Here is a 25,403-nt window from a genome sequence, read left to right as displayed (position 1 = left end):
ATAATTTGTACTTTAATACTTTTTTATTCGTAAATATCCTATTATTTCTATTTATTTGCCAGTATTTTCTTTCATAAAGTCCTTTTTATCGTACTTAACGTTTGTGCATTATCATAGTGTTCTCTTCGCAGAAATAATCTCTTATTTCTCTTTATTTCATCCTTACTCTTATATCGTTCTATAAAATCCCCCCATATTTTCCGCCTTACCCTCCGTTTTTTCATATAAATACACATTTTTATTACATTCACTTAACTTATTAATTCCCCATCCAGTTCACAAAAGCATCTAACCGAAATCATGCGGAATACTGATGACAGTATCTGGCAACTCACCTTCAAGTGTGCAAACATATCTATCCAATTTGGGATCAAACGAATAAAAATACCCGTATTCGCTACGCAGTTCTACACCCAATAGCTACTTTGCAATTTATCAGGACCTGCTTACAATGTACCCATAACAGTGGCCACATGAATTAGTGCAGTACCTTGTTTTCAGACATGCCCACTATTCCTTTCCCCGTTTCTAAACGCCGTCGCATTCTTCCTAATACACGCCACCCACTGCTTATTACTTATTACTTTTTACTTTTTCGTAATTGAAGCAGGAGACTTACTGTTAACTGGTAATATTATCCTCCGAGTTTTTTTGTGAGCAAAGACCACTGAAAGCCCTGGACATACCATGCAAATTTATGTGATTAGCATAATTTCTGTGCATCGCGAAGTGTATTACCAAGAACGAAGTGATCAGTAATCAGGAAACTTCTTGATTTAATGCAAGCAGATAAAAGCATCCGCTTCACTACTTGCTCATAACCGAATAAGTGCTTCGCAGTTTATCCGAAGGAGCCTGCACTTCTCCTGATGCAAGCAAGTTCCCCTGATTATTGCTTTTCGAAATCGAACCAGGGGACTTATTTGATTCAGTTAAAAACACTTCTTCTCTTGCCTCATTTTCCCCTGAAATGCTATAATCCATAAAGAAAGCATCCGCAAACTCCTTGCAGTTTGCGGCTAATACATTGTTTCGTAAATAACTATACCAATCGCGTGGGATGTGGATTCGAATGTGCAGGTATAAAAATGCAGGCGTAGCTGGCTATGCTGAGGCTTTTAGATCTGTGCAGTCGGATTCACCAACAAGTAATTGGTATAGTTATTTCGAAAACAATGTACTAGTACAGCGAAAATTAAGTTTCTGCTATATTGACGTAGGATGATTTTCTCATATGCAAGGCGAAGGAATGAGGCGTAGCGGTGGCTACGGCGATTGACGACAACGCAGCATATGAAAAATCAGACAAGTCAATATGGCGGTTACTTAATATTCGCTGTACTAGTCATTTATCATCTGATTGAAAGGAATATTTTATACATGAACACCACAAATAATCGCAACGATTTCTATAAAGAACAATTAGACAAGACTTTAAATGGCAATGAAAAGATCGAAACTGCCATTGCAGCACTCCAAAAAGAAGCAACCGAAGAAATGCTTGCTCATACTCTCACCGTAATCCGTCACAGAATGCAGGAGCAGGCACAGCTGATCATTGCTGTAGAACCTCCAAAAGGTGATGGAAAAATTTCTCTTCATGCGATCAAAACAAACGATGGAAAGCAATGGTGGGCTGCATTTACCAGCTTTGACGAAGAGTTAAAAGGCAGTGATAAGATCATGTCCACATTTACCGCAGATATTGATAAGATTTTTTCTTCTGCATTGCAAGAGCCGTCTGTTGAGGGAGTAATTCTCAATCCATGGAACCGCACACTGATGCTGAACAAAACCCTTATCAACATCATCCTCGGCAATCCTGTATAGCATCAGCTCTGTCGGATAACAAGTCCAATGTTTCACGTGAAACACTTGGTATTCTTACTGAAGTATAAAAGCATTCCAGCGGATAACAGCATCCGCTTCGCTACTTGCTCATAACCAAATAACTGCTTCGCAGTTTATCAGAAGGAGCTTTTCTTTCTCCTGATACAAGTAAGTCCCCTGCTTATTGCTCTTCGCAATTAAAGCAGGGGACTTACTTGATTCGGTTCGAAATCTGATTTCTATGTATCATGAAGCATATTGGCGATGCTACTGTTCACTGATAATATTCCGTAAGTTTTTTTATAAACGAAGGTCGCAGAAAGCCCGAGACCATACCGCACCAATTTATGCGATCAACATAAATTCTTTGCATTGCGAAGCGCGTTACTGAAAGCAGAACGAACAGCAACTTAGCGATCATCGCCAAGAACAGAATGGACAGTAGCGTCAGCATACAATAACAAGGTTAGGGTTCCCACAAAAGCATTGTAAATTTTTCGTTCCTGTCGTATAATAAAGCAAAGAAATATTCAGAAAAAATCAGATCAGATACCTGAATTACGTTACATCTGTCCTGATTATTTTTACGAATTCCAGGAGGCTTTTTAATGAAGAAAAATGGACACAGACTACTTACTCTTGCAGCTTTAGTCGGAACTGCCGCAGGTGTTATTCATATTGCTAACCGTTTCATAGATGCCACATCTCAGCTTAAAGATATGCTGGAACAGCCACACAGCAGAACCTATGACTGGCGTTTTGGAAAGATTTTTTATACAAAACAGGGACATGGCACCCCTATTCTTCTTATTCATGATATCATGCCAGGTGCTTCCGGTTATGAATGGAATGCCATAGAGAAGCAGCTCGCAACCGAACATACCGTTTACACCATTGATCTTCTTGGATGTGGACGTTCCGAAAAACCGGATATTACTTATACCAATTTTGTATTTGCTCAGTTACTCTGTGATTTTGCCAAGAATGTGATTCGTGAGGAAACCGATGTTATTGCCAGTGGTTTCTCAGGTTCTTTTGCGATCATGGCTTACCGTAACAATTCCGACCATTTCCGCAAGATCATGCTGGTCAATCCACCAAGCTTCAGTTCCCTGAAGCAGGCACCTTGTAAAGACAACAAGCTCTTTAAGTATTTTATCGAGCTTCCGATTTTCGGAACTCTGATCTATCATATGGTAGCTTCCCGCGAATCCATCAGCAGTCTGTTTATGGAAAAGCTGTTCTACAATCCCTTCCATGTAACAGATACGCTGGTAGATACCTATTATGAATCCGCTCACAAGGGCGGTTCCAACGCTAAATATCTGTATTCCAGCTACATTGGCAAATACCTGAATATCAGCATTAATAATGCCGTAGAATCTTCCGATGCATGCATCTATATTATTTCCGGAGAAAAAGAAGCTTCCGCTTCTCTTATCGCAGAGGAATACCAGAAGCTGAATTCTTCCATTGAAACCGCTGTGATCCCGGAAACCAGACATCTTCCTCATCTGGAAGATCCGGAACATTTCCTGGAACAGGTAGCTATTTTCCTGTAAAAACAACTTATGATCCGGCATCAAAATTTATCTATAGTAATTTTGGAAATCAACGTATCAAAAGAACATTGTTCATGTTCGGAGCCGTTGAGCTTCATGCAGTAATTTGTGGAAATGCTATAAACCAACAAAAAGCCAATAAAAAAAGAGTACTGTTTCACGTGAAACATGAGTTTTCCCTCAAACAAACGTGAAACAATACTCTTTATTTTTTACCAGACTCACAGCATGCATCCGGACATTTCTCTTATCTAAGTGCCTGCTCCAGATACATGTGTGTTGTATTATCGATCAGCTTATGTGTCAGCTCTGCCATATGCTGTGTACTCTCCTGATTCTCAGAAGACAGCCATGTCTTGATCATTCCCACGCATCCATTCAGACAAAACGCATACGCATACTCAATATCACGGTTGTCTTTCGGCAGACGAATTGACAAGCGATGCAGCACTGTATCTGCGATCAGTTTTTCTATACGATTCACAAAAGCCATATCTCCATTCTTTCCAAGAAGTGCGATACAAATATCCTTATTATGATCCAGGATCGTAAATATCTGCTCAATAAAAGGATACGAGCTCTCCTTATTATTAAGAGGATCCAGAGGATAGTCTGCCACCAGATGCGTGATTTCCTCCATCAATTCAGCCTCAATGGATTCCAGCATCTGATAGATATCTGTATAGTGAAGATAAAATGTGGAGCGGTTGATATCAACTTCTTCCACCAGTTCCTTTACCGTAATCTCCTTAATGCTCTTCTTCTGCATAAGACGGGCAAGCCCCGCTCGCAACTGTGCCTTGGTCTTACGTACTCTTCTGTCAACTTTTTCCGCCATCTTAATTCCCCCTGCAATTCAAAAAAGCAAGCACGTTTCCTTCGCCTCAATCACTTATTACTTACGATACTCTGCAACTGTCATACAATGCATAATGCATCCTTCAAACGAATAAAAGCATTCGCTTTCTCTACGCCGATCTGCATGATACCAGATATCTGCTGTTGTTAAGAATTGACAAGATTAAAATTGTTAACGACGCCGACCTACACGATACCAGATATCTGCTGCATATTTGTGTTGAAACATAGGAATCCTGTCTGCATTTAATATTACCAACTGCACATAAATTCAAAGGAAATAACGTACTTTTTGTCTATTATGCAGTTTTTTATTTGTAATAGACACTTCCATTATTTCCGTCTATTAATATACATTCAGTAAAGATTTAATGGTTGTATCTGTGGTATGTGTTTAGTATAATACATCACGTAAAGAAAATCAACACTTTGTTTGATAATGGAATATAAAGCTATTAATAGATTTTAATATGATTAATAGATCTCGTCGCCATTACTGGAATAAAGTTTGATTAATCAACTATGTTTGATAATACAATTTAATAAGAAAGGGATAGGTAATATGATCAAAAACGAATGGAAAAGCTTACTTCGTAACAAGCTCATGCTTATCGTCGTAATCGCCATTATCGTAATCCCGATCATCTATGCAGGTCTGTTTCTGAAATCCATGTGGGATCCTTACGGAAACGTAGACAGCCTGCCAGTGGCCGTGGTAAACGAAGACAAACCTGTCGAGTATAATGGCAAGACCTTAAGCATAGGTAAGGACATGACGGATGAGCTGAAAGACAACGACTCAATGGCATTTAACATTGTAGACAGCAAGACAGCAGAGGACGGTCTGGCCAATGGAACCTATTACATGGTTATCAAAATCCCGGAAAATTTCTCCGCAAACGCAGCCACTGTAATGGACGACGATCCAAAGCAAATGGAGCTATCCTATGAGACAAACCCTGGAACCAACTATATCGCCTCCAAGCTCAGTGAAACAGCAATGCTGAAGCTTCGTGATAACATTGCTTCCAAGGTTACGGAAACCTATACAGAAACCGTTTTTGATTCTATCTCAGAAGCAGGTGACGGAATGCAGGAAGCTGCAGACGGATCCGGAAAGATCGAAGACGGACTGAATACAGCAGCTGATGGTAACAAAACAATTACCAAAAACCTTAAGAAGCTTTCCACCAGTACTCTTACTTTCGTAAGCGGTGCTGACAGTCTCACCGAAGGTCTTAAGACCTACACCGATGGTGTTGCAAAGGTTAACGATGGTGCAAAGAGCCTGGACGATGGTGCAGATCAGCTGAACAGCGGCGTTGCAACTCTCACAGAAAAGGTTCCTGAGCTGACAACCGGTGTGGATACTCTGGATAAAGGTGTTCAGCAGTACACCGCTGGTGTGGATGAGCTTAATAAAAATTCTGATGCACTGAAATCCGGTGCAAGCAGCCTGGAATCCGGTGCAAACCAGCTGAACAGCGGCGTTGCAGCTCTGACAGAAAAGGTTCCGGAGCTGACAACCGGTGTAGATACTCTGGATGAAGGTGTTCAGCAGTACACCGCTGGTGTGGATGAGCTTAATAAAAATTCTGATACACTGAAATCCGGCGCAAGCAGCCTGGAATCCGGTGCAAATGCATTAAGTGCAGGTATTGATACTCTTTCCGACGGAGCAACACAGTATGTAGCTGGTGCTGACACTCTTGCAGATGGAACTACCACCTATGTGGCTGGTGCTGGCAAACTCGCAGCCGGTGCCAAAGAGCTTGCAAAACTTGAAGACGGACTCACAACAGTTTCCAATGGTATCTCTCAGCTGAATACCGGTGTTACCAAAGGAACCGATGACTCACAGTCACTGATATCCGGAACACAGCAGCTGGAAAACGGACTGAAATCCCTAAACGATAAGGTTTCTGCTCTGAAAGAGGGAACAACACAGGAATCCATCAACAAGCTTGCAGCCGGCCTTACTTCCGCAAAGGATGGTATGGACACAGCCGCAGCTGGTATGAACAGTGCTGCAGCTGGTATGAACAATGCCGCAGACGGAATCAACAACGCAGCCGGATATATCACTCAGGCCGCAGGCATCACAAGGCAGACCAGCAGCAGTATCACAGACAGTCTGATCCCTGCTCTCCAGAATGCAGGCACACAGTTCTCACAGGTAGGTGATCAGGTCAGCAGCATCCTTACAGGATACGGACAGCAGACAACGGAAGCACTTACTGATGCAAATACCAAGATCGGTACTGCCGGACAGACAATGACCGATTTAGCAGCACAGCTTCAGGCGATTCAGGCAACCGCTTCTGAGGACGGAACCATTTCCGCAGCAGCTCTGAATGATGTGATCAACGCTTTAAACAGCGTAGCCGGTGGAATGACTGGCGTGGACGGTTCTTACATGAGCAGCTATTCTGATCAGGTTTCACAGCTTGCAGCTGGTGTATCCGGTCAGCTCTCTTCTACTCAGGAAAATCTGAATACTGTTGCTTCCAAGCTTAACGAAGCAGCTTCCGGACTGACTCAGATCTCCGGAGGACTGACTCAGGGTGCCGGCACACTTTCTGAGGGTGCAACAACCATGACAGATGGTGCAAACCAGATGAGTGCAGGTGCAACAACCATGAGCGCAGGTGCAGAGCAGTTATCTGCAGCTACAAGTCAGCTTCCTACAGATCTGATCGCTCAGCTTTCTGCAGGTGTTACCCAGCTGTATCAGGGTGCACAGGCTGTAAACGCAGGAACCAAGAACGTTTCCGCAGGACTTCAGTCTCTGGAAGACGGCACAGTCGAAGCCTTCCCGGCTGCAGCAGCAGGAATCAAAGCTCTGAACGATGGATTTGACCAACTGACATCTTATGATAAGCAGCTCAACGACGGTGCAAAGAATCTGAAAACAGCCGGCAAACAGATCACTGGCGCACTTCCGGATATCAAATCCGGTGCAGGTCAGCTGGCAGATGGTTCTAAGGCACTGACAGATGGAATCACAACTTACACCGATGGTATTGCTAAGCTTTCCGAAAACAGTGCTGCTCTTACAGACGGCACCAAGAAACTGGCAACAGGAGCCAATGCTCTTTCCAGCGGTGCTACTACTCTTGCAGATGGAACAAAAGCATTAGCCGATGGTTCCGGAACACTGACAACCGGAATCACAACCTACACCGATGGTGTTGCTAAGCTTTCCGAAAACAGCTCCGCTCTTACAGACGGTACCAAAAAGCTCTCAACAGGAGCCAAAACCCTTTCCAGCGGTGCTACTACTCTTGCAAACGGTACTAAGACATTAGCAAACGGTACCTCAACGCTTCTCAGCGGTACCGAGAAGCTTGTAAGCAACAACAGCACACTTAACAATGGTGCAAAACAGCTTGCAGATGGCGCTGCCCAGATCCAGAGCGGTTCCTCTCAGTTGTATGATGGATCCAAGAAGCTTGGAAGCGGTATGAAAGAACTGAAAGACGGTTCCAAGACACTGACCACAAGCCTCAGCGATGGAGCTACCACTGTAAAAGACAATTCAGCAAGTAATGAAACGATCAAAATGTTCGCAACTCCTGTTGTGAACGATGAAACAAAACTTACCGATGTCCCGAATAACGGACACGCAATGGCACCTTACATGATGTCTGTAGGCCTCTGGGTCGGCGCACTGGCATTCTGCCTGATGTATCCTCTGGCTCAGTATAAAGGCAAACTGAAATCCGGTTTCGCATGGTGGGCAAGCAAAGCTTCCGTCCTTTATCCGGTAGCGATCCTTCAGGGAATCTGCCTGATCCTGCTGTTACGTGCATTTAACGGATTCACACCTGCAGAGATGGGCAAAACCGTACTCTTCGCCTGCCTGACATCAATGACCTTTACCTCTATCATGTACTTCTTCAACATTACTCTTGGTAAAGTAGGAAGCTTCCTGATGCTGGTATTCATGGTCGTTCAGCTTGCAGGATCTGCCGGAACTTATCCGGTTGAGGTTTCACCTTCATTCGTTGCAAAGATCCATGCATACGTTCCGTTTACTTATACGGTCGACGCATTCCGTGCAACGATCAGCGGTGGCCGGAGCATTACCACTTCCATTATTGTAATGGTTGCACTGTTAGTGATCTTCACGATCCTGACAATCCTTCAGTTCAATCACATGACCAAGAGAAAGAAAGCAGAAAAAGTTGTTCTCTTCGACTGGCTAGAAGAAAGAGGTCTTGCATAATACTTAGTTACTGACAGAAGCTCCCCCGAACCTTCTGTTAGATATAGAAAAATTAAAACTGTACAGTTGCTCAGATGAGCTTCTGTACAGTTTTTTTATATTGTCCTCGTCAATTCTCCACGCTATAATTATAGCAGTTATAGAAAATCAAGCTCGCCAGTACACCGTGCCTGACCTATGCAGCAGATTTCAGTTCAGAAACACTCCTGTCAGATTCAGAAGAAGCGGCAATATGACTTCTCAGATCTACTCACAAACCGGAGCTCTTTCTGACTGCAAGCCTGCGGTTTTCAATGGAAAAGCAACCTGGTATGCATCTAATCCACTGACCGCAAAAACAGACGGAATCATCACCTATGCTACACCATTTACCGTCTTCAGGGTAAAATCTGGAAAGCTATCGGCAATACAAAAAATACAACCTACACCGATAAAAAGCCAGGCACCGCAACCAAATACCGTATCCGTGCATACCGCATCACAAACGGTAAAAAATATACGGACCGTATTCATCTGTAAGGGCCGTAAAATAACAGCAACATAAAAACACCCCGGAAAATCCTGATCTGTGTGGTGTCTCCGAATATCTGATCATCAAACGGATATTCGGAGATCACCTTATTGTTTGCGGATCTCCGAGGTGTTTTTATTTATTTTCTTAATATTTTATTTTTCCGCCTCAGCTGTTGGTGTTGCTGTGGCTTCTGTCTCTGTTTCACCGTTTACCATGGTTTCATATGCATTGAACATTTCTTTTACTGTCATTTTGTTTACAAGAAATACCTTGTCTCCAACGACAGCTGCATAATAGTTTGTGTCATATGTGTAGAAGGTAACGGTTGTCTGGTTCTTGTCAGAGTCTGTGAATACAGCGGTCATCTCCGGGTCTGCAGCTGGTGTATAAACGTCTGTCAGTCTCTTCTGTCCTGCCATGTTTATCAGCTTGTTGTAGAAGGTGGTAAAGGTTGTACTTTCTATTTCCTTACCATCTAGCTGATAGGTTGTTGTTTCTTTTTCGTTTCCGTCATCATCTGTGGATGTTTCACGTGAAACATTTACAGTACTTGTTGTTTCACCGTAAGTAACCTGGAGCTGATCCAGATTTTTTACAGACAGATAATTGACGATCAGTGACCAGAGATCTGACGGCGTCTTGTCAATAACTGCACTCAGTGTATCCGTTGACATTGTATAGATCTGTTTGTTATCTACCGTTACATATCTGCTGCCATCTCCTGCCTCATCGCCAACGTAAATGACAAGCTGTTTATCCACTGTGGTTGTCTTGCTGTCTGCATCTTCTGAGCTGCTGTCCGTGTCAGTAGTGTCGCTGCTCTCAGAATTGCTCTCAGAGGCCGTAGAATCGTTTTCTCCGGATTCTGTACTGTCTGTGCTGTCATTCTTCACCTCTTCCTGATAATCCACTGTAATCGTCGCATAGGGCTTATCAAGGCCATACTCGGAAAGATCCTCTGCATTGTAGTTTACAAACTGGTCAAATGCAAAGCTTCCAAGTCCGGAGGTTACGTTTCCTGCTGCCGTTGTATCGGCAGACTCTTTATCGCTGCTTCCGTCACCGGAAACATCCCAGGTAGCTCCGTCGGAATTTTCTTCTAGGACATAGGAATCTTTATCCTCGCTGACCTGGACCTTTTTCACTGTGGAAGAATCAATTGTTGGGAAATCTTCTCCCTGTGCATAATCGTAAAGGGAATTCATAAACGGAGACACTGTGTCCGCTGCCACTACATATACCGTGCTGTCATCATCATCCTTGGAAATGTAATACTGATTCGTAGACGTATTCTCATCTCCGATGTTGAGCTTCGTTGTCCCATCAGCGGTATCAACGGTTACTGTGTTAGATGGAGAATCCAGTCCGTATTCCGTAAGATCCTCCACATCCTCCAGGACTCTGTCCGCTTCCACCTTTTTGATGGCGGAAGCTGCGGAATCCAGAGTTGTCTGATTTACAGGAAAAGCAGTCTCATCCTTTTTCACCCAGGAATCATCTTTTTTCTCAAAGGTCACTTCCTTCTTGTCTACGATAAATTCCAGGGATTTAATGTCATCCGTTTTCACGGAAAACACTTCTGTTTTGCTTTCCTCTTCGCTGCTGCTCTTTGTCTTTTCTTCTTTGGATACGTAGGTGTTCAGTCCCACATAAACGCCGCCGAGAACTGCCAGAACAACAACTGCTGAAACAAGTTTAGTCGATTTTTTCATTATGCTTTTCTCCTCTTAAGCCAGATCAAAAATCCTGCAACAAGGAATACTCCCGGGATCAGACCAATGGTACAGATCTTCCAGAAGGCTGCATCATAATCGGTTACTGTCAGGCTTGTGGACTCAAGGCTCTTGGATGGAATAGAAACGGAATTACTGTCGTCTGTGCTGGTCATCCAGTTTAAGGACTCCAGAAGGAGCTTTTCATTTCCGCCGGATACCATCTGGTTTATCTGGCTCTCCATCAGATTGGCTGTGGAGTAGTAAACGATCTGTGTTTCCTTATCATCATCCAGTTTCTCAGTGATGGCAACACCAAGATCAAACGGTCCGTCTACATCTCCGTCTTCCTTTTCGATATTGCTGCTCTGCATATTTGTTTTGGAGTAAGCCTTGTCAGAGGTTGTCAGGATACTGTCGATGGTTACGGTATCTCTTACATCATCTGTTTTCTGAATGCCCTGTGCATACGGTGCCAGTACGTAGGAGCCTGCAGAAGCTGTCTCAGAGCTTGCATCTGTGCTGTTGACTGTTGGTACAAGATAATATGGCATCTGCATTCCATAATGCTGATTATCACCCTCAAATACAATTCCCTCGGCACACTTTACACCATAGTTTTCAAGAACCGCATCAAAGTTCGGCAGATCATCCTGTGTATAATCCGAGAAGATCATAGCTTTTCCGCCTGCCTCCAGATAATCCAGGAGCTCTGTTTTTTCTTCCTCGGAAATATCGCTGGTCGGAGATACGATCATCAGGCAGTCTGCATCATCCGGAACCTTTCCCTCTGTGAGAAGGTTCAGCTCCTTGATATCAATGTTTGCTTTCTGGATATCTTCTTTAAAGCTGGAATCCAGATCTTTTTCTCCGTGTCCGGATAAGGTATACATGATCGGAAGATCCTCGGATGTCACATAGCCGATCGCACTTGTGATCTGTCCTTCTCCATCAAATCCGGTAGTAGTCTGCTGCCAGGTATTATAGTCTACTGAAGAGGAATACATATCTTTGTAATTGATAACCTTGTTTCTGTCGCCGCAGACTACGATCAGGCTGTTTGACGCAAGATCATCGGTTGTATATTCCGATGTAAATTTCGGATTTACAACAGGGTCTTTCACCTCAACTTTAATATGCTTGGACTCATCTTTATAACGTGAAAGCAGATTGGAGATCGTGTCGTCCTCAGAACCGCTTGCCGCGATCTGATAAATGGTAACATCCTTATCCAGTGCCTTCAGTACCTTCTTTGTTTCATCACCGATGGTGTAAAGCTTGGATGAGCTTACATCCAGCTGTGAATATTTGGATGGGATCGCACCGACGATCATATTGATCACAACCACGATCACGATAAAGACGGCTGCCATAGCCATGCTGTAGGAACCATTTTTGATATGTTTTTTGCTGATGGTGCCTACCAGTTTTTTCGGATCCGGTTTATGTTTCTTTTTGCCGGAGTCCTGTGCGGTCTCCGGTACGGCTGCCTCGCCTTTATTTTTCTTAAATTTCTCACTGAATTTCATTTCCATTCACCCCCTAGTTCCAGCGTCTCTTCTGAATGGACTGCATGGTAAGGAACAGGCAGATCGCAATAACAGAAATAAAATAAACGATTCCTGTCACGTCAAACACGCCTTTTGTAAAATTATCATAATGTCCACTCAGGTTAAATACATTCAGTACCTTCTGGATACCACCCTGGAAAATACTGGATTTTACAACGTATACGATCACAAGGGCAATCTCTCCCACAGCTCCGATCACTACAGAGATCAGGACATTTTTGATCATGGTATAAATGATGATAGCGATCGCCACGATCAGAAGTCCGAATGCCACTGCGGTTGACATGGAGGTCTGTGAAAAGAATGAAGAAATTCCGTTCATCATATAGAAGGCGAACAGGAATACAAAAGTAAGTACTGCTGCAATTACCTGGCTTTCTGTAAGTGCTGACATAAATACACCGATTGCCAGATTTGCGCATCCCAGAAGGAAAAATCCCAGGATCCCGGTGTATGCGGAAGCATAGGAAATCGTTCCGAACTTACTCATGATCAGCGGATAAACGCACATGATCACGACCGGAATGGCAAACACAGCTACTAGTGCAAGATATTTTCCAAATACGATATCCCATACAGATACCGGTGCGGTCAAAAGAAGCTGATCCGTTTTCTGCTTGCGCTCTTCTGCAAGTACACGCATGGAAAGGATCGGCACACCGATCAGGAACACAAAGGTCAGTGCGCTTAAGGTAGTTTCAAATTTTGAATAGCCGCCTGAAAGCTGATATGCGGAAAAATAAATTCCGGTCAGCACCAGGACAAAAAATATGAAGAGATATCCAACCATGGAGGTCAGATAGCTTTTCAGTTCTCTTTTAAAAATCGCTGTCATGACTGATCCCCCTCTTTCTCATCAGAAGCCTTCTCTGGTTCCCCGTTTTTTTCTTCCTGAGTTTTTTCTTTTTCCGATGATCTGTCTTCTACCGGTTTCCACTGTGAGCTTTCCGGTTTTCCGGCGGATTTTTTCTCTCCTTCGGTAAGCTCAAGGAATACATCCTCAAGGGAAACTCTCTTAACCTGCATCTCGTAGATTGGACAGTTCGCTTTTGCCATAGCGTAGAAGACTTTTTCACGGATATCCACATTTTCCTGAATGGAAAGTTTTGTTTTCCACAATTTCTCATCGCTGTCATAGGACATTTCCACCCCGGTTACGCCTTCGATCGTTTCCAGAGCTTTTCGAATCGTGTCTTTCTCGCCTTTTACCTTCATAAGGAGGCTGTTGGAGCCTGCTGCCAGACGTTCCAGATTATCCGGTGTATCGCTGGCTACCAGCTTTCCATGGGAAATGATCAGAACATAATCACACACTGCTCTTACCTCGGAAAGGATATGGGAGCTTAGGATAACCGTGTGCTTCTGCTTCAGGCCTTTGATCAGGTCACGGATCTCGATGATCTGCTTCGGGTCAAGTCCTACTGTCGGCTCATCCAGGATGATCACCTCCGGATATCCCAGGATTGCCTGTGCAAGGCCCACCCTCTGGCGATAACCTTTGGAAAGGTTTTTGATCAGACGGTCTTTCATGTCTGTGATCTTTACCATATCCATGACTTCTTTTATCTGCTTGTCTTTTTGGTTTCTTGGGATTTTTTTCAGATCAGCCGCAAATTTCATGTACTCAAGAACAGTCATGTCAAAATAGAGCGGCGGCATTTCCGGCAGATAGCCGATACATTTCTTGGCTGCCTCCGGTTCCTCCAGAATATCATGACCATCGATCATCACTTTTCCTTCTGTGGAAGCAATGTATCCTGTGATCATGTTCATAGTTGTTGATTTTCCTGCACCGTTGGGGCCCAGGAATCCGTAAATTTTCCCCTTTTCGATCTGAAAGGAAAGATGGTCAACTGCAGTATGATCGCCATACTTTTTGACCAGATTACTTACTTCGATCACTTTACTCTCCTCCTTTTATTCTCAGGGAAATACTTTTTTTAATTATCGATTTCCCATTTTATAAGATGCCAGAGGCAAAAGGTCCTGAAACTGAAGCCCTTGACTCTGGCGTCTTTTCAATACCAATAGAAAATGCCCCTGGATGAAACAGAGAATGGGGGAATCCAGGGGCATCTCTATCGGATTATAGTGTAAAAGTAATTTGTGATAAAAGTAGGATAAATTTGTGATAATTTTGTGAAACTCCCGGACAAAAAAATCTCCTGTCGGACAGATTTTGACTTTGTTCGACAGGAGGTAATTTATGCCAGCGGCTCTCTGAGCGGTGTTCCGGCTTTTCTCGGATATTTGCCTGGGGTGTTCTTTACCTTCTCGATAATGACCAGGGAGCGGCCGATCTCGGAGCCCGGAAGGTCAAAGTACTGAATATCCCTGATCTTTCCACCAAGGATCTTTACTGCTTTCTCTGCTGCTTCTGCTTCTTCCTTTACAGAACCGGATTTATAGGAGACAAAAAGCCCTCCGACTTTTACATACGGGAGACAGTATTCGGACAGGGTTGCAAGTCCGGATACTGCTCTGGATACGCAGAGATCATATTTTTCTCTGTAGGCTTTGTTTTTTGCATATTCTTCAGCTCTTCCGTGAATGGCGGAAATCCCCTCCAGGCCCAGGAGCGCAAAGGTTTCCTCCAGGAATTTTACTCTTTTATTGAGGGAGTCCAGAAGGCAGGCTTCCACCTCCGGGAAGGCAATCTTCAAGGGAACACCCGGGAATCCGGCGCCGGTTCCGATGTCCATAACGGTTTTTATCTTACCCATATCTACAGCCTTGACGCAGCAGAGGCTGTCCAGGAAATGTTTCACGAGAACCTCGTCAAATTCTGTGATACCGGTGAGGTTCATGACTTTGTTTTTTTCTACAAGATATTCGTAGAACCGGATAAACTGGTTTTTCTGCGTGTCACTGAGTGTGATCCCAAGCTCCTCGCAGCCTTTTTCCAGGATTTCTAAATTGTACATGCAGCTTCCTCTCTTATTTTCTGTGTTTTATTGTTATTCTTTGTATTATCCGTGTTTATGTCCGGATCTGCTTTCCAGATATACAAGAAGTACGGAAATGTCAGCCGGGGATACACCGGAGATACGGGACGCCTGGCCGATGGACACCGGTCTGTAGGCTTCCAGCTTCTGGCGTGCCTCAATGCGGAGGCTTCCTACATCTTCGTAATCAATGTCTTCCGGAAGCTTTTTCTGCTCCAGTTTCTTAAATTGCTCTACTTGCTTCATCTGGCGGCGGATGTAGCCATCATATTTGATGTTGATCTCTACCTGCTCACACACATCTTCCGGAAGCTCCGGTCTTTCTTTATCGATGGGTGCAAGCACCTTATAGTTAAGCTCCGGCCGACGGATCAGCTCTGCAATGGTGGTTCCGGATTTCAGAAGGGTACTGTTCAGAGATTCCAGAAGGCTCTGTACCTCTGCAGAACCACCTACGGTTGCATGTTCCACTCTCTCGATCTCTTCCTGGATCCGGTGCTCTTTTTCCTGTAATTTATGGTATGTCTCATCATCGATCAGGCCGACCTCCCAGCCTTTTTTGCGAAGACGAAGATCTGCGTTGTCCTGGCGGAGGAGCAGACGGTACTCAGCACGGCTTGTCATCATTCGGTACGGCTCATGGTTCTCCTTTGTTACCAGATCATCGATGAGAACGCCAATATATGCCTCTGAACGGTCCAAAATCAGCTGTTCCCGGCCTTTTACCTCCATAGCTGCATTAATTCCCGCTATGAGGCCCTGAGCGGCTGCTTCCTCATATCCGGAGCTTCCGTTAAACTGTCCGCCGCTGAAAAGGCCCTTGATCTTTTTGAATTCCAGTGTGGGATAGAGCTGGCGCGGATTGATGCAGTCATACTCAATAGCGTAAGCATTTTTTACAATCCTGGCGTTCTCCAGACCCGGTACGGAATGGTACATCTCGTACTGAACATCCTCCGGCAGGGAGCTGGACATTCCGCCGATGTACATTTCATTTGTGTAAAGACCTTCCGGTTCGATAAATACCTGATGGCGTTTTTTGTCTGCAAAACGAACTACTTTATCCTCAATGGACGGACAGTAACGTGGTCCGGTTCCTTCGATCATTCCGGAATAAAGGGGGGATCTGTCCAGATTTGCACGGATGATCTCGTGTGTTTTTTCGTTTGTATAGGTCAGCCAGCAGGATTTCTGCTCGATCTGTACCGATTCCGGGTCTGTGGAAAAAGAGAACGGTACGACTCTTTCATCTCCGAACTGCTCTTCCATCTTAGAATAATCAATGGTGTTTCCGGCGATTCTGGCCGGAGTTCCTGTTTTGAAGCGGAACATTTCGATCCCCAGCTTTTTCAGGGAATCCGTAAGGTAATTGGCTGCCTGAAGGCCGTTCGGTCCTGTATAGTTGCTGACGTCGCCGTAAATGCAGCGTGCCTTGAGGTAGGTTCCTGTACAGAGGACTACAGCTTTTGCGTGGTAGGTGGCTCCTGAGAAGGTTTTTACACCGGTGATGTGCCCGTCTTCTACCAGAAGCTCGGTCACTTCACCCTGGCGGATGGTTAAGTTCTCTGTATTTTCCAGTGTCTTTCTCATTTCTGTGCTGTAGGCCTGTTTATCGGCCTGTGCACGAAGGGAATGGACTGCAGGGCCTTTGGACTGGTTGAGCATTTTGGACTGGATGAAGGTTTTGTCTATGTTTTTACCCATTTCCCCACCGAGAGCATCCAGCTCACGGACGAGATGCCCTTTGGAGCTGCCGCCTACATTGGGGTTGCAGGGCATAAGGGCGATGCTGTCTACGCTGACTGTGAACATGACTGTGTTGAGCCCTAAGCGGGCGCATGCCAGTGATGCTTCGCAGCCTGCGTGGCCGGCGCCTACTACTATGATGTCGAAAAACTGTTCCAGATTTTTCATGCTTTTTCTCCTTTATTTTTTCTCTTATTCTTTTTCTTTATTTTTCTTTGTGATTTTCTTTTTCTTTGTTTATTGTGTGGTTGGTTTTTGGTTTTATTTTTACTTTCTTGGCAGAGGGCCTGGTTTTTTTGCTTTGGGAAGCTGTGGAAAACCGCAAAGGGGCCGTAAAGCCACGGCCCCTCTGCACACCCCTCGGGCTTTTTTTAGGAGTTCTTGGGTTGTGGTGTGGGGTACGGTGTTGACTTTTATCTGTATGCTTCGGTATTGGATGTGAAACGTTGTGCCGATTGTTGTGATGGAACTGTAACGAGGTTCTCGACGTGCGGTGCACGTCTGCGGGGTTATTCCTGCTTCCGTCTGCCACATTTCGGCTCAGTGTTGAATTGCCAGTACAGAAGCATACAGGTACAAGTTAGCATCTTTCAGCTTTCCACAATCGCTGCACTATATAAAAAAAGGCCCAGGGGTGTGCAGAGGGGCGCGGCCTTGTGCCCCTTTGCGGTTTTCTCACATTCCAATGTGATCTACCCTCTGCGGGCTTCCACAGTCTATGTGCCATACAGCCGGAGTTCCGCAATCTATGCGGTATATACGGCCGGGTCTCCGCAATCTATATTATGCAACAATATATCCTACAGAAATATACAAAGTTCCGTTTGATACATTTCGGCTCAGTGTTGAATTACCGATACAGAAGCATACAGGCACAAGTTAGTTTCTTTCAGCATTCCACAATCGCTGCACTATATAAAAAAGGCCCAGGGGTGTGCAGAGGGGCGCGGCCTTGTGCCCCTTTGCGGTTTTCTCACATTCCAATGTGATCTACCCTCTGCGGGCTTCCGCAGTCCATGTGGCATACAACAGGTAGCCGCAATCTATACGGTTATACGACCGGAGTTCCGCAATCCATGCGGCATATACGGCCGGGATTCCGCAATCCATGCGGCCATTCGGCCGGGGCCTCCGCAGCACATGCGGTTATTATTTCCCCATACAAAATTTAGAAAATATCTCATTAACAAGGTCTTCCCCAAGTGATTCTCCCAGAATCCGTCCCAGACTTTCGTATGCATCTGTCAGGTCTATGGAATAAAAATCCTCCGGCATTCCGCTTTCTATGCTATTTTCTACCAGAGAAAGACTTTCCTGTGCTTTTAAAAGCTCCTGTCTGTGGCGTTCATTGGTGATGTAGACTTCATCATTGAAGTCAATCTCCCCACTGAAGAACATTTCCCGGATTTTTTCTTCCAGGTCTGTGATCCCGGTTTCTTCTTTTGCGGAGATTGGGATCACCGGCTGGTTTATTCTGCTCTTTAAATCCTCTATATCTATAGCAGATTCAAGGTCTGTCTTGCTGTAGAGGACAATTGTCTTTTTCTCTTGCAAAATTTTTATGATTTCTTCGTCGTTTTCATCTAACGGTACGGAGGAATCTACGACATAGAGGATCAGATCTGCGTCTGCTGCCATTTCCTTGGCTTTGGATACGCCGATTTTCTCTACGATGTCTTCTGTCTGGCGGATTCCGGCTGTGTCAGCGATCTTTAATGTGATCCCATGCAGGTTGATATACTCTTCCAGTACGTCTCTGGTGGTTCCTGCGATATCGGTCACGATGGCTCTGTCCTCTCCCAGAAGCAGGTTCAGCAAAGAAGATTTCCCTGCGTTCGGCTTGCCCAGGATCACGGTCCGGATACCTTCCTGTATGATCTTTCCGTCTCCGGCTGTTTTTAACAGGTTCTGTATTTTTTCTTTTTCTTCTGCTACGATCTGCTCTAATTCTTCAGAATATCCTGTCAGATCATAGTGCTCCGGATCGTCTAATGCCGATTCAATGTACGCTATATGGTACAGTAGTTTTTCTCTGATCTGTTGTACAGTATTTCGGACTGAACCTTTTAATTGTCCTACAGAATTCTTTAATGAGTACTCATTTTTGGACTGTATCACGTCCATAACGGCCTCCGCCTGTGAAAGATCGATCCTTCCATTGAGGAATGCACGCTTGGTAAATTCTCCCGGCTCGGCAATAATGGCTCCGTTTTTCAACACAGTTTCCAGTACCTTTTTCATGGCTAAAACGCCGCCGTGGCAGTCGATTTCTATGGTATCTTCTCCTGTGTATGTCCGTGGTCCGCGCATGGTCATGACCAGCACTTCGTCTACCATTTCTTCGTTATCATAAATATATCCATAATGGATGGTGTGGCTTGGGACGTTTTTCAGAGATTTTTTTCCACCCTTGGAACGGTATACTCCGGATGCGATCTCAAAAGCCTCCGGGCCACTGATCCTGACGATCCCGATTCCCGATGCGCTCATAGCTGTGGAAATCGCAGCAATCGTTGTCTCTTCCATTTTTCACTCTCCTTTGTCAAACGGATAAAAGCATCCGCTATATCACACTGCAGCTGATCGCTGCCATGCCGTTTATCCTGGTCCAGCGGATAAAAGCATCCGGTTAAACGCAAAAATGTTACTCCGGAAAAGCTTTTTACACGCAAAAAACACGTGTTATTCACGCTTTCACCTAGAATAACATCTTCTGTCAGTTTCCATATTTATAATGCTAGAGCGTGTTTGAAAAAGGCTTTCTGCAAGATGTGCGTCACACTTTGTGGGAGATTTTGTCCGGATGAAGGCGCCGTAGCGGGCTACGGCAACTGAATTCGGGCAAAATATACCGCAAAGTGGGGCGTGCAGATTGCGGGAATGATTTTTCAAATACGCTCTAATCTCTGCATTCCGGATGTCCGCTGCAGAAATATCTTTTGTTATTTGCTCTTCAATGATTATAAAGAATTGTTGCGGAGATTGCAATGATAATTTTTAATTTTCAGTTCCATACAAAAAAGCCGTACCCACGGAGCTTACGCTCCGGGATACGGCTTATAGCTTTACCGGTGGATCATCAATTATTGCGTTTCAGTTTTACTACTACATGTCTGTAAGGTTCTTCTCCCTCACTGACTGTCTCTACATAGCGGTTGCCTTGCAGAGATGCATGGATGATCCTTCTTTCGTACGGATTCATCGGTTCCAGAACTACCGGTTTTCTGGTTTTCTTTACCTTGAAGGCGATTCCTCTTGCAAGGTTCTCCAGAGTTTCCTTACGACGGCGTCTGTAGTCCTCGGTATCGAGTTTTACACGAATGTAGGTAGACTCGCCTTTGTTTACCACAAGGCTTGTCAGATACTGAAGAGAATCCAGTGTCTGGCCTCTTTTTCCGATGAGGATACCCATATCCTCACCTTCAAAATCCACATCCAGAGAACCGTCTGCAGTGTTGTATTTCGATGTGATCTCCACTTCTCCAAGATCCATGGAGCCGAATACATCACGAAGAAATACGACTGCTCTCTCCTCAACCTCTCTGATCTTCTCCGGATCGCTGAGGATCTCTATCGGTCTGCCCTGCTTCGGTGCTCTCTCACGTGTTTCCTTCGGCTGACGCTCCTTTGGAGCTCTTGGCTGTTTCTCACGTGCAGGCTTTGCTTTGCCCTGGAAATCCCTTGCAGGTCTTTCCTTTGGCGCTGCTGCCTTTGCAGGTGCTTCTTCGGATGCCTTCTCCACCTGTACAGCTTCTTTCTTCACCGGCTTCTTCTCCTCTGCAGGAGCTGCTTTCGGTGCAGATTCTTTCTTTACATCCGGAGTAAAAGGCTTTTCTAATTTCTTCTCTTCTTTGATAGCGTCCAGTTTCACGGACTCTACCAGTTCATCGATTTCCTGCATATCAGAAACTGGCTCGATTCTGCGAACTTTGATCACGGCAGGTTTGCTGCCGATTCCGAAGAATCCGGAGCTGCCTTCACTGATAACCTGAATATCAAGCTGGTCACTGGAAGTTCCAAGCTCAAGACACGCTTTTGTGATAGCTTCATTCTTTGTTTTTGCTGAAAACTGAATGTAATCCTCCATTACGAACCCCTCCGTTCCTGATTATTTCTTCTTATTTCTCTCATCAAAGTCTCTTACGAGATTTGCTTTAGCTGTGATGCTGCCCGGTTTTGCACTTCTTGCCTTCTCATAAGCAGTATCAACCTTCTGTGCTCTGTCTGAAGCACCATTGTTTCCGCTGTTGCCCTTATTGATCACAGGTTTATTGATATTCTTGGCGGACTGATGAGCCTGATTGGTGATCTTCTGCGGCGGAAGTCCTTCCTTCGCACGCTTCGCTTCGATCTTCTTCATATTCTCATTAACCAGATCATCAATGTTCATCTTATCAAGATGACGATTGATTGCAAACTGCTGGGCACTTCGAACGACAGCACTGGCGATCCAGTAGATACCAAGACCAACCGGGAATGTGAAACAGAAGAATGCAGACATCAGAGGCATGACCATGTTCATGGTTTTCATGGAGTTTGCCATTGCGCTGGCCTGATCATTTCCGTCTGCCGGCTGTGTTGCAGCCTGTGGCATAAGCTTCAGGTTCAGCATCTGAGTTGCCCATGCAAGAACCGGGATCAGAAGTGCTACGATCGCAAGTAACAGAGAACCATGATTTTTGAAGAATTCCATGATATAGTACAGCGGCTGGTCTGCGATATTCAGTCCACAGAAGCCCTGCATCTTGGAAATATTGCCGGATGCTTTTGTGATCGCATCAGAAAATCCTGAAAACTGATTCATCTGTGCCAGCTCTTTCCACTGGGAAGGAGAAAGTGCATACAGAAAATCAACAATCGAGTTACTTGTAGCATTTCCGGCACTGTCCATAACGAGACGCACTCGTGTCATGGAATGGTCTGTGATAAACTGCTGCAGGATATCTGTGTATCCGTTTACAGCTAGCAGGTTGTCAACTACACCAGTAAAAATGTTCTTTACACTTCCAACGTAAGCAGGAATCCGGTAGATAACCTGATACAGAGCAAACAGAATAGGCATCTGAATGGCTAACTGTACACAGCTACCGGTTGGAGAAACACCATATTTCTGATAAACAGCCTGGGTTTCTTCGTTCATTTTCATCATGGAAGCCTGATCCTTTTTACCCTGATATTTCTTCTGGATCTTCTGGATCTCAGGCTGCATGATCGCGCTTAACTTGGAGAATTTCTGCTGCTTGATCTGCAGCGGTGTCATAAAGGCAAAGATAAGAATACTGAAGATAATGATACAAAGACCAATGTTCTGGATTCCGAACAGGCCGTCAAGCATCTTATATATGCCATCCATGATCCATCCCATCACAGACGCGATCTGTCCGATAATAGGAGTTCCGGTTTTTGTTGCTAAAAACAGTTCCAAATTCATTTCCTCCTAGACTTCTTATTCAATTGTAAAAGTCCGGTAACTATTCATTCGTCCACTAACTGCGGAGGTACTGAACAGTTACAAATTCCGATAACTGCTCTGCCCGGGAAAAGGCTGAACAGTCACAAAATAATTCATGGCACAGGGTCATAGCCTCCGTGGGAAAAAGGATTGCATCGCAATATCCTCCATACCGCAAGAAGACTGCCCTTAAATGCGCCATATTTTTCGATTGCTTCCAAACCATATTGAGAACATGTGGGAATATAAGGACATTTCGTTCTCTTCATCGGCGATATATATTTTTGATAGAGCCTTATCATCTTAATCAGAAATTTCTTTATCATGTTCATTCCCTGTTATATGATGCTTTCTTGCAAGATGCAGAAAAGCACTCTCGATCTCGTGAAAGCTCTTGCCCTTGGCTGCGGCTCTCGCTACTACTACAATATCAAGGTTACTGTCAAAATCTGTTTCGTTGAGACGATAGCTTTCTCTGATCAATCTGGTGAGTCTGTGGCGAACCACACTGTTCCCTACTTTTTTGCTTACTGATATTCCCAGACGATTCTTCATGTGCTGATTCTTCAGCACGTACATCACCAGAAGCCGATTTGCGTACGATGTTCCGTTCTGATATACAACTTTAAAATCTTGGTTTTTCTTTAAGGACTCTGATCTGATCAAACGAATCCTCCTTAATTAGATTCCGCCTGCGCGGATATTTCTCCGGATAGAAGAAAAGACCACATAAATGCGGTCTTGCAGCTTATGCTGATAACTGTTTTCTTCCTTTTAATCTTCTTGCAGCTAATACTTTACGTCCGCCCTTTGTGCTCATGCGAGCTCTGAAGCCGTGAACTTTAGCTCTGGATCTCTTTTTTGGCTGAAATGTCATCTTCATAGGTAAAGCACCTCCTTTATCTATTTTTAATTGTTATGAAATAACTTATCATTCAGAACATCGTTTCAATTATATAAATAAACCTCCTTTTCGTCAAGTAAAAATTGCAAAAAACCCGATAAAATCAAGGGTTCTATAAAATACCCCTACCTTACGGTATTTATTTTTTTCTCTTATGTGGAAAGCGCTTATGGTTTACGTAACATTATCCACATTTTGTGGATAACTTGTGGATAACTTGTGGATTGACCGGAAATCTATCCACTTTTTCGGAGGGTTTGTTCACATCGTTTTCAAAAAAACCCTTTATTTGCGGTATTTTTAAGGTGGATTTTTTTATACACATAATTCTTCCACATTTTCCACCAATTCTCGACTTATGGAAACCTCCAGGACTCTTATCCACAATAATCCACCCTAATCCACAGTAATTTCCCCTCATTATCCACATTCTTTTCCCCAAAATCTCAAGGATTTTCCATTGCGAAAACCCCATTTTCATTGTAATATATAAAAGGATATCTATCTCCAGTCGCAGACTGGGGTTATTATAATACTCATGGGAGGAAAAAATGGACGCTGTTATTGAAAAATGGGAGGAGATCCTGCAAACTGTCAAATCTGAATATGAGGTGACTGATGTCCCTTTTAATACCTGGCTCAAGCCGCTGAAAGTTTATGAGGTTGACGGAAAGCTGATAACAGTGGTTGTTCCCTCTGAACAGGCAGCGATCGGAGTCAATTACATCAGTAAACGCTACAAAATACCCCTCCAGGTTACTATCTGTGTGCTGACAGGCATGGAAGAATGCGAGGTTCGCTTCGTTCTGGAAAAAGATCTCCCCCAAAAAACAGAAAAAAACACTTCTTATGATAAACAGGTTCAGGATACACGTTACGAAGAGGCGCATTTAAATCCAAAATACACCTTCGACACCTTCGTTGTAGGAAGTAATAACAAATTCGCCCAGGCCGCAGCTCTTGCAGTTGCCGAATCACCGGGAGATACCTACAATCCACTGTTTATCTATGGCGGAGCCGGTCTTGGTAAGACGCATCTTATGCATTCCATCGCTCATTTCATTCTGGAACACGACGAAAACAGCCGTGTTTTGTATGTAACCAGTGAGGAATTTACCAACGAGCTGATCGAAACCATCCGAAACGGAAATAACACGGCAATGAGCAAATTCCGTGAAAAATACAGAAATATCGACGTTCTTCTTGTCGATGATATTCAGTTTATTATAGGAAAAGAATCCACACAGGAGGAATTTTTCCATACATTTAACAGTCTTCACAGTGCCAAAAAGCAGATCATCATATCCTCTGATAAACCACCGAAGGATATGGAAATCCTGGAAGAGCGCTTCCGTTCCCGGTTCGAGTGGGGTCTGATCGCAGATATCACGCTGCCTGATTACGAAACCCGAATGGCGATCCTTCATAAAAATGAAGAAATGAACGGCTACAACATCAGTGAAGATGTTATCAAATATATCGCTACCAATATCAAATCCAATATCCGTGAGCTGGAAGGTGCCTTCAACAAGGTCATGGCCGGAGCCAAGCTTGAGAAAAAGGAAGTAACTCTGGAGCTGGCAGAGCAGGCACTGAAGGATATTATTTCTCCGGATGAGAAAAAAGTAATCACACCGGAATACATCATCTCCGTTGTTGCAGAGCATTACGGAGTCACACCTGCGGACTTAAGCGGAAACAAACGAAACTCCAAGATCGTCATGCCCCGCCAGGTTTCCATGTATCTCTGCCGTGAGATCATATCCACACCTTTGAAAAATATCGGAAAAGCGCTCGGAAACCGTGACCATACCACCGTTATGCACGGTATCGAAAAGATCGAAAACGAATTGCAGAACGACGATAACTTAAAAAATACCATTGATATATTGAAAAAGAAGATTAATCCACAAGGTTAGGGAAGTTTTCCACATTACTGGTGTATAACGTGTTGATTGTATGTGGAGAGATGTGTACAACTTTTTTGCCAAAACGCGGCGGTAATTTTATCCCCGGGTTATTCACATGCGAAAATACCACTTTTACACAAAGTTATCCCAACGGAAAACCCCTGAAAACAT

19 protein-coding genes and 2 pseudogenes are annotated in these 25,403 nt (G+C 44.2%); 5 read left to right on the top strand and 16 right to left on the bottom strand.

The features are described from left to right. Nucleotides 1-807: 807 nt before the first annotated feature. Complete coding sequence (locus DW694_RS17010; protein ID WP_015526538.1) at nucleotides 808-984, bottom strand: hypothetical protein; 177 nt, start codon at nucleotides 982-984, stop codon at nucleotides 808-810. A gap of 396 nt (nucleotides 985-1,380) precedes the next feature. On the opposite strand from DW694_RS17010, the gene DW694_RS14670 reads away from it, so the two are divergent. Then, nucleotides 1,381-1,830 (top strand): SseB family protein, encoded by a 450-nt coding sequence (locus DW694_RS14670; protein ID WP_110103562.1) that lies wholly within the window; start codon nucleotides 1,381-1,383, stop codon nucleotides 1,828-1,830. 608 nt (nucleotides 1,831-2,438) lie between these two features. Next, nucleotides 2,439-3,392: an alpha/beta fold hydrolase gene (locus tag DW694_RS14665; RefSeq protein ID WP_015526540.1), complete on the top strand. Its 954-nt coding sequence runs from the start codon at nucleotides 2,439-2,441 to the stop codon at nucleotides 3,390-3,392. Nucleotides 3,393-3,639: 247 nt separating this feature from the next. On the opposite strand, the gene DW694_RS14660 is transcribed toward DW694_RS14665, so the two are convergent. After that, entirely contained in the window at nucleotides 3,640-4,230 is a 591-nt protein-coding gene (locus tag DW694_RS14660; RefSeq protein WP_015526541.1) for a TetR-like C-terminal domain-containing protein, read from the bottom strand. A 582-nt stretch (nucleotides 4,231-4,812) separates the two neighbouring features. Between DW694_RS14660 and DW694_RS14655 the strand changes: the two genes are divergently transcribed. Further along, the gene (locus tag DW694_RS14655; RefSeq protein ID WP_118753246.1) at nucleotides 4,813-8,478 is read left to right on the top strand and encodes a YhgE/Pip domain-containing protein; all 3,666 of its coding nucleotides are present in this window, start codon (nucleotides 4,813-4,815) and stop codon (nucleotides 8,476-8,478) included. 666 nt (nucleotides 8,479-9,144) lie between these two features. Here DW694_RS14655 and DW694_RS14645 read toward each other — a convergent pair. The 8 genes and pseudogenes from DW694_RS14645 to DW694_RS17555 all read right to left on the bottom strand — a co-directional run. Continuing rightward, nucleotides 9,145-10,704: a DUF4340 domain-containing protein gene (locus DW694_RS14645; RefSeq protein ID WP_118753245.1), complete on the bottom strand. Its 1,560-nt coding sequence runs from the start codon at nucleotides 10,702-10,704 to the stop codon at nucleotides 9,145-9,147. Next, nucleotides 10,704-12,233 (bottom strand): GldG family protein, encoded by a 1,530-nt coding sequence (locus DW694_RS14640; RefSeq protein WP_118753244.1) that lies wholly within the window; start codon nucleotides 12,231-12,233, stop codon nucleotides 10,704-10,706. The genes DW694_RS14645 and DW694_RS14640 overlap by 1 nt, the downstream gene beginning before the upstream one ends. 13 nt (nucleotides 12,234-12,246) lie before the next feature. Then, entirely contained in the window at nucleotides 12,247-13,110 is an 864-nt protein-coding gene (locus DW694_RS14635) for an ABC transporter permease subunit (RefSeq protein ID WP_015526545.1), read from the bottom strand. Beyond that, the gene (locus tag DW694_RS14630; RefSeq protein WP_118753243.1) at nucleotides 13,107-14,177 is read right to left on the bottom strand and encodes an ABC transporter ATP-binding protein; all 1,071 of its coding nucleotides are present in this window, start codon (nucleotides 14,175-14,177) and stop codon (nucleotides 13,107-13,109) included. The genes DW694_RS14635 and DW694_RS14630 overlap by 4 nt, the downstream gene beginning before the upstream one ends. A 302-nt stretch (nucleotides 14,178-14,479) precedes the next feature. Next, the gene (gene rsmG / locus DW694_RS14625) at nucleotides 14,480-15,199 is read right to left on the bottom strand and encodes a 16S rRNA (guanine(527)-N(7))-methyltransferase RsmG (RefSeq protein ID WP_059086520.1); all 720 of its coding nucleotides are present in this window, start codon (nucleotides 15,197-15,199) and stop codon (nucleotides 14,480-14,482) included. A 45-nt stretch (nucleotides 15,200-15,244) separates the two neighbouring features. Then, the gene (gene mnmG / locus DW694_RS14620; RefSeq protein WP_092072373.1) at nucleotides 15,245-17,134 is read right to left on the bottom strand and encodes a tRNA uridine-5-carboxymethylaminomethyl(34) synthesis enzyme MnmG; all 1,890 of its coding nucleotides are present in this window, start codon (nucleotides 17,132-17,134) and stop codon (nucleotides 15,245-15,247) included. A gap of 981 nt (nucleotides 17,135-18,115) precedes the next feature. Next, nucleotides 18,116-19,492, bottom strand: a complete 1,377-nt coding sequence (gene mnmE, locus DW694_RS14615; protein ID WP_118753242.1) for a tRNA uridine-5-carboxymethylaminomethyl(34) synthesis GTPase MnmE — start codon at nucleotides 19,490-19,492, stop codon at nucleotides 18,116-18,118. A gap of 168 nt (nucleotides 19,493-19,660) precedes the next feature. Then, nucleotides 19,661-19,798: pseudogene (locus DW694_RS17555) on the bottom strand (DUF6783 domain-containing protein); the annotation flags it as partial. Between DW694_RS17555 and DW694_RS17550 the strand changes: the two are divergent. After that, nucleotides 19,736-19,957: pseudogene (locus DW694_RS17550) on the top strand (DUF6783 domain-containing protein). The pseudogenes DW694_RS17555 and DW694_RS17550 overlap by 63 nt on opposite strands. Before the next feature lie 88 nt (nucleotides 19,958-20,045). On the opposite strand, the gene jag reads toward DW694_RS17550, so the two are convergent. From jag to DW694_RS14580, 6 genes are all read right to left on the bottom strand, one after another. Next, nucleotides 20,046-21,053, bottom strand: a complete 1,008-nt coding sequence (gene jag, locus DW694_RS14605) for an RNA-binding cell elongation regulator Jag/EloR (RefSeq protein ID WP_015526551.1) — start codon at nucleotides 21,051-21,053, stop codon at nucleotides 20,046-20,048. 21 nt (nucleotides 21,054-21,074) lie between these two features. Next, nucleotides 21,075-22,397, bottom strand: a complete 1,323-nt coding sequence (gene yidC, locus DW694_RS14600; RefSeq protein WP_015526552.1) for a membrane protein insertase YidC — start codon at nucleotides 22,395-22,397, stop codon at nucleotides 21,075-21,077. A gap of 134 nt (nucleotides 22,398-22,531) precedes the next feature. Then, nucleotides 22,532-22,741 (bottom strand): membrane protein insertion efficiency factor YidD, encoded by a 210-nt coding sequence (gene yidD, locus DW694_RS14595; RefSeq protein ID WP_353615832.1) that lies wholly within the window; start codon nucleotides 22,739-22,741, stop codon nucleotides 22,532-22,534. Then, entirely contained in the window at nucleotides 22,722-23,084 is a 363-nt protein-coding gene (rnpA, locus tag DW694_RS14590) for a ribonuclease P protein component (RefSeq protein WP_021650160.1), read from the bottom strand. Before rnpA ends, yidD begins: the two co-directional genes overlap by 20 nt. Nucleotides 23,085-23,166: 82 nt before the next feature. Continuing rightward, nucleotides 23,167-23,301 carry a 50S ribosomal protein L34 gene (gene rpmH, locus DW694_RS14585; RefSeq protein WP_005423866.1) on the bottom strand — a complete coding sequence of 45 codons (135 nt, stop codon included), beginning with the start codon at nucleotides 23,299-23,301 and terminating at the stop codon, nucleotides 23,167-23,169. Nucleotides 23,302-23,506: 205 nt separating this feature from the next. Then, nucleotides 23,507-23,764, bottom strand: a complete 258-nt coding sequence (locus DW694_RS14580) for a hypothetical protein (RefSeq protein WP_147420737.1) — start codon at nucleotides 23,762-23,764, stop codon at nucleotides 23,507-23,509. A 109-nt stretch (nucleotides 23,765-23,873) separates the two neighbouring features. Between DW694_RS14580 and dnaA the strand changes: the two genes are divergently transcribed. After that, a complete protein-coding gene (gene dnaA, locus DW694_RS14575; RefSeq protein WP_118753240.1) occupies nucleotides 23,874-25,241 on the top strand; it encodes a chromosomal replication initiator protein DnaA in 1,368 nt (455 codons plus the stop codon). Nucleotides 25,242-25,403: the final 162 nt, after the last annotated feature.

Origin of the sequence: Ruminococcus sp. AM26-12LB, assembly GCF_003480785.1 — a bacterium.
Classification (GTDB): Bacteria; Bacillota; Clostridia; order Lachnospirales; family Lachnospiraceae; genus Blautia_A; species Blautia_A fusiformis.
The sequence above is the reverse complement of the archived record's forward strand: the minus strand, read 5'-3'. Positions and strand labels throughout refer to the sequence as shown.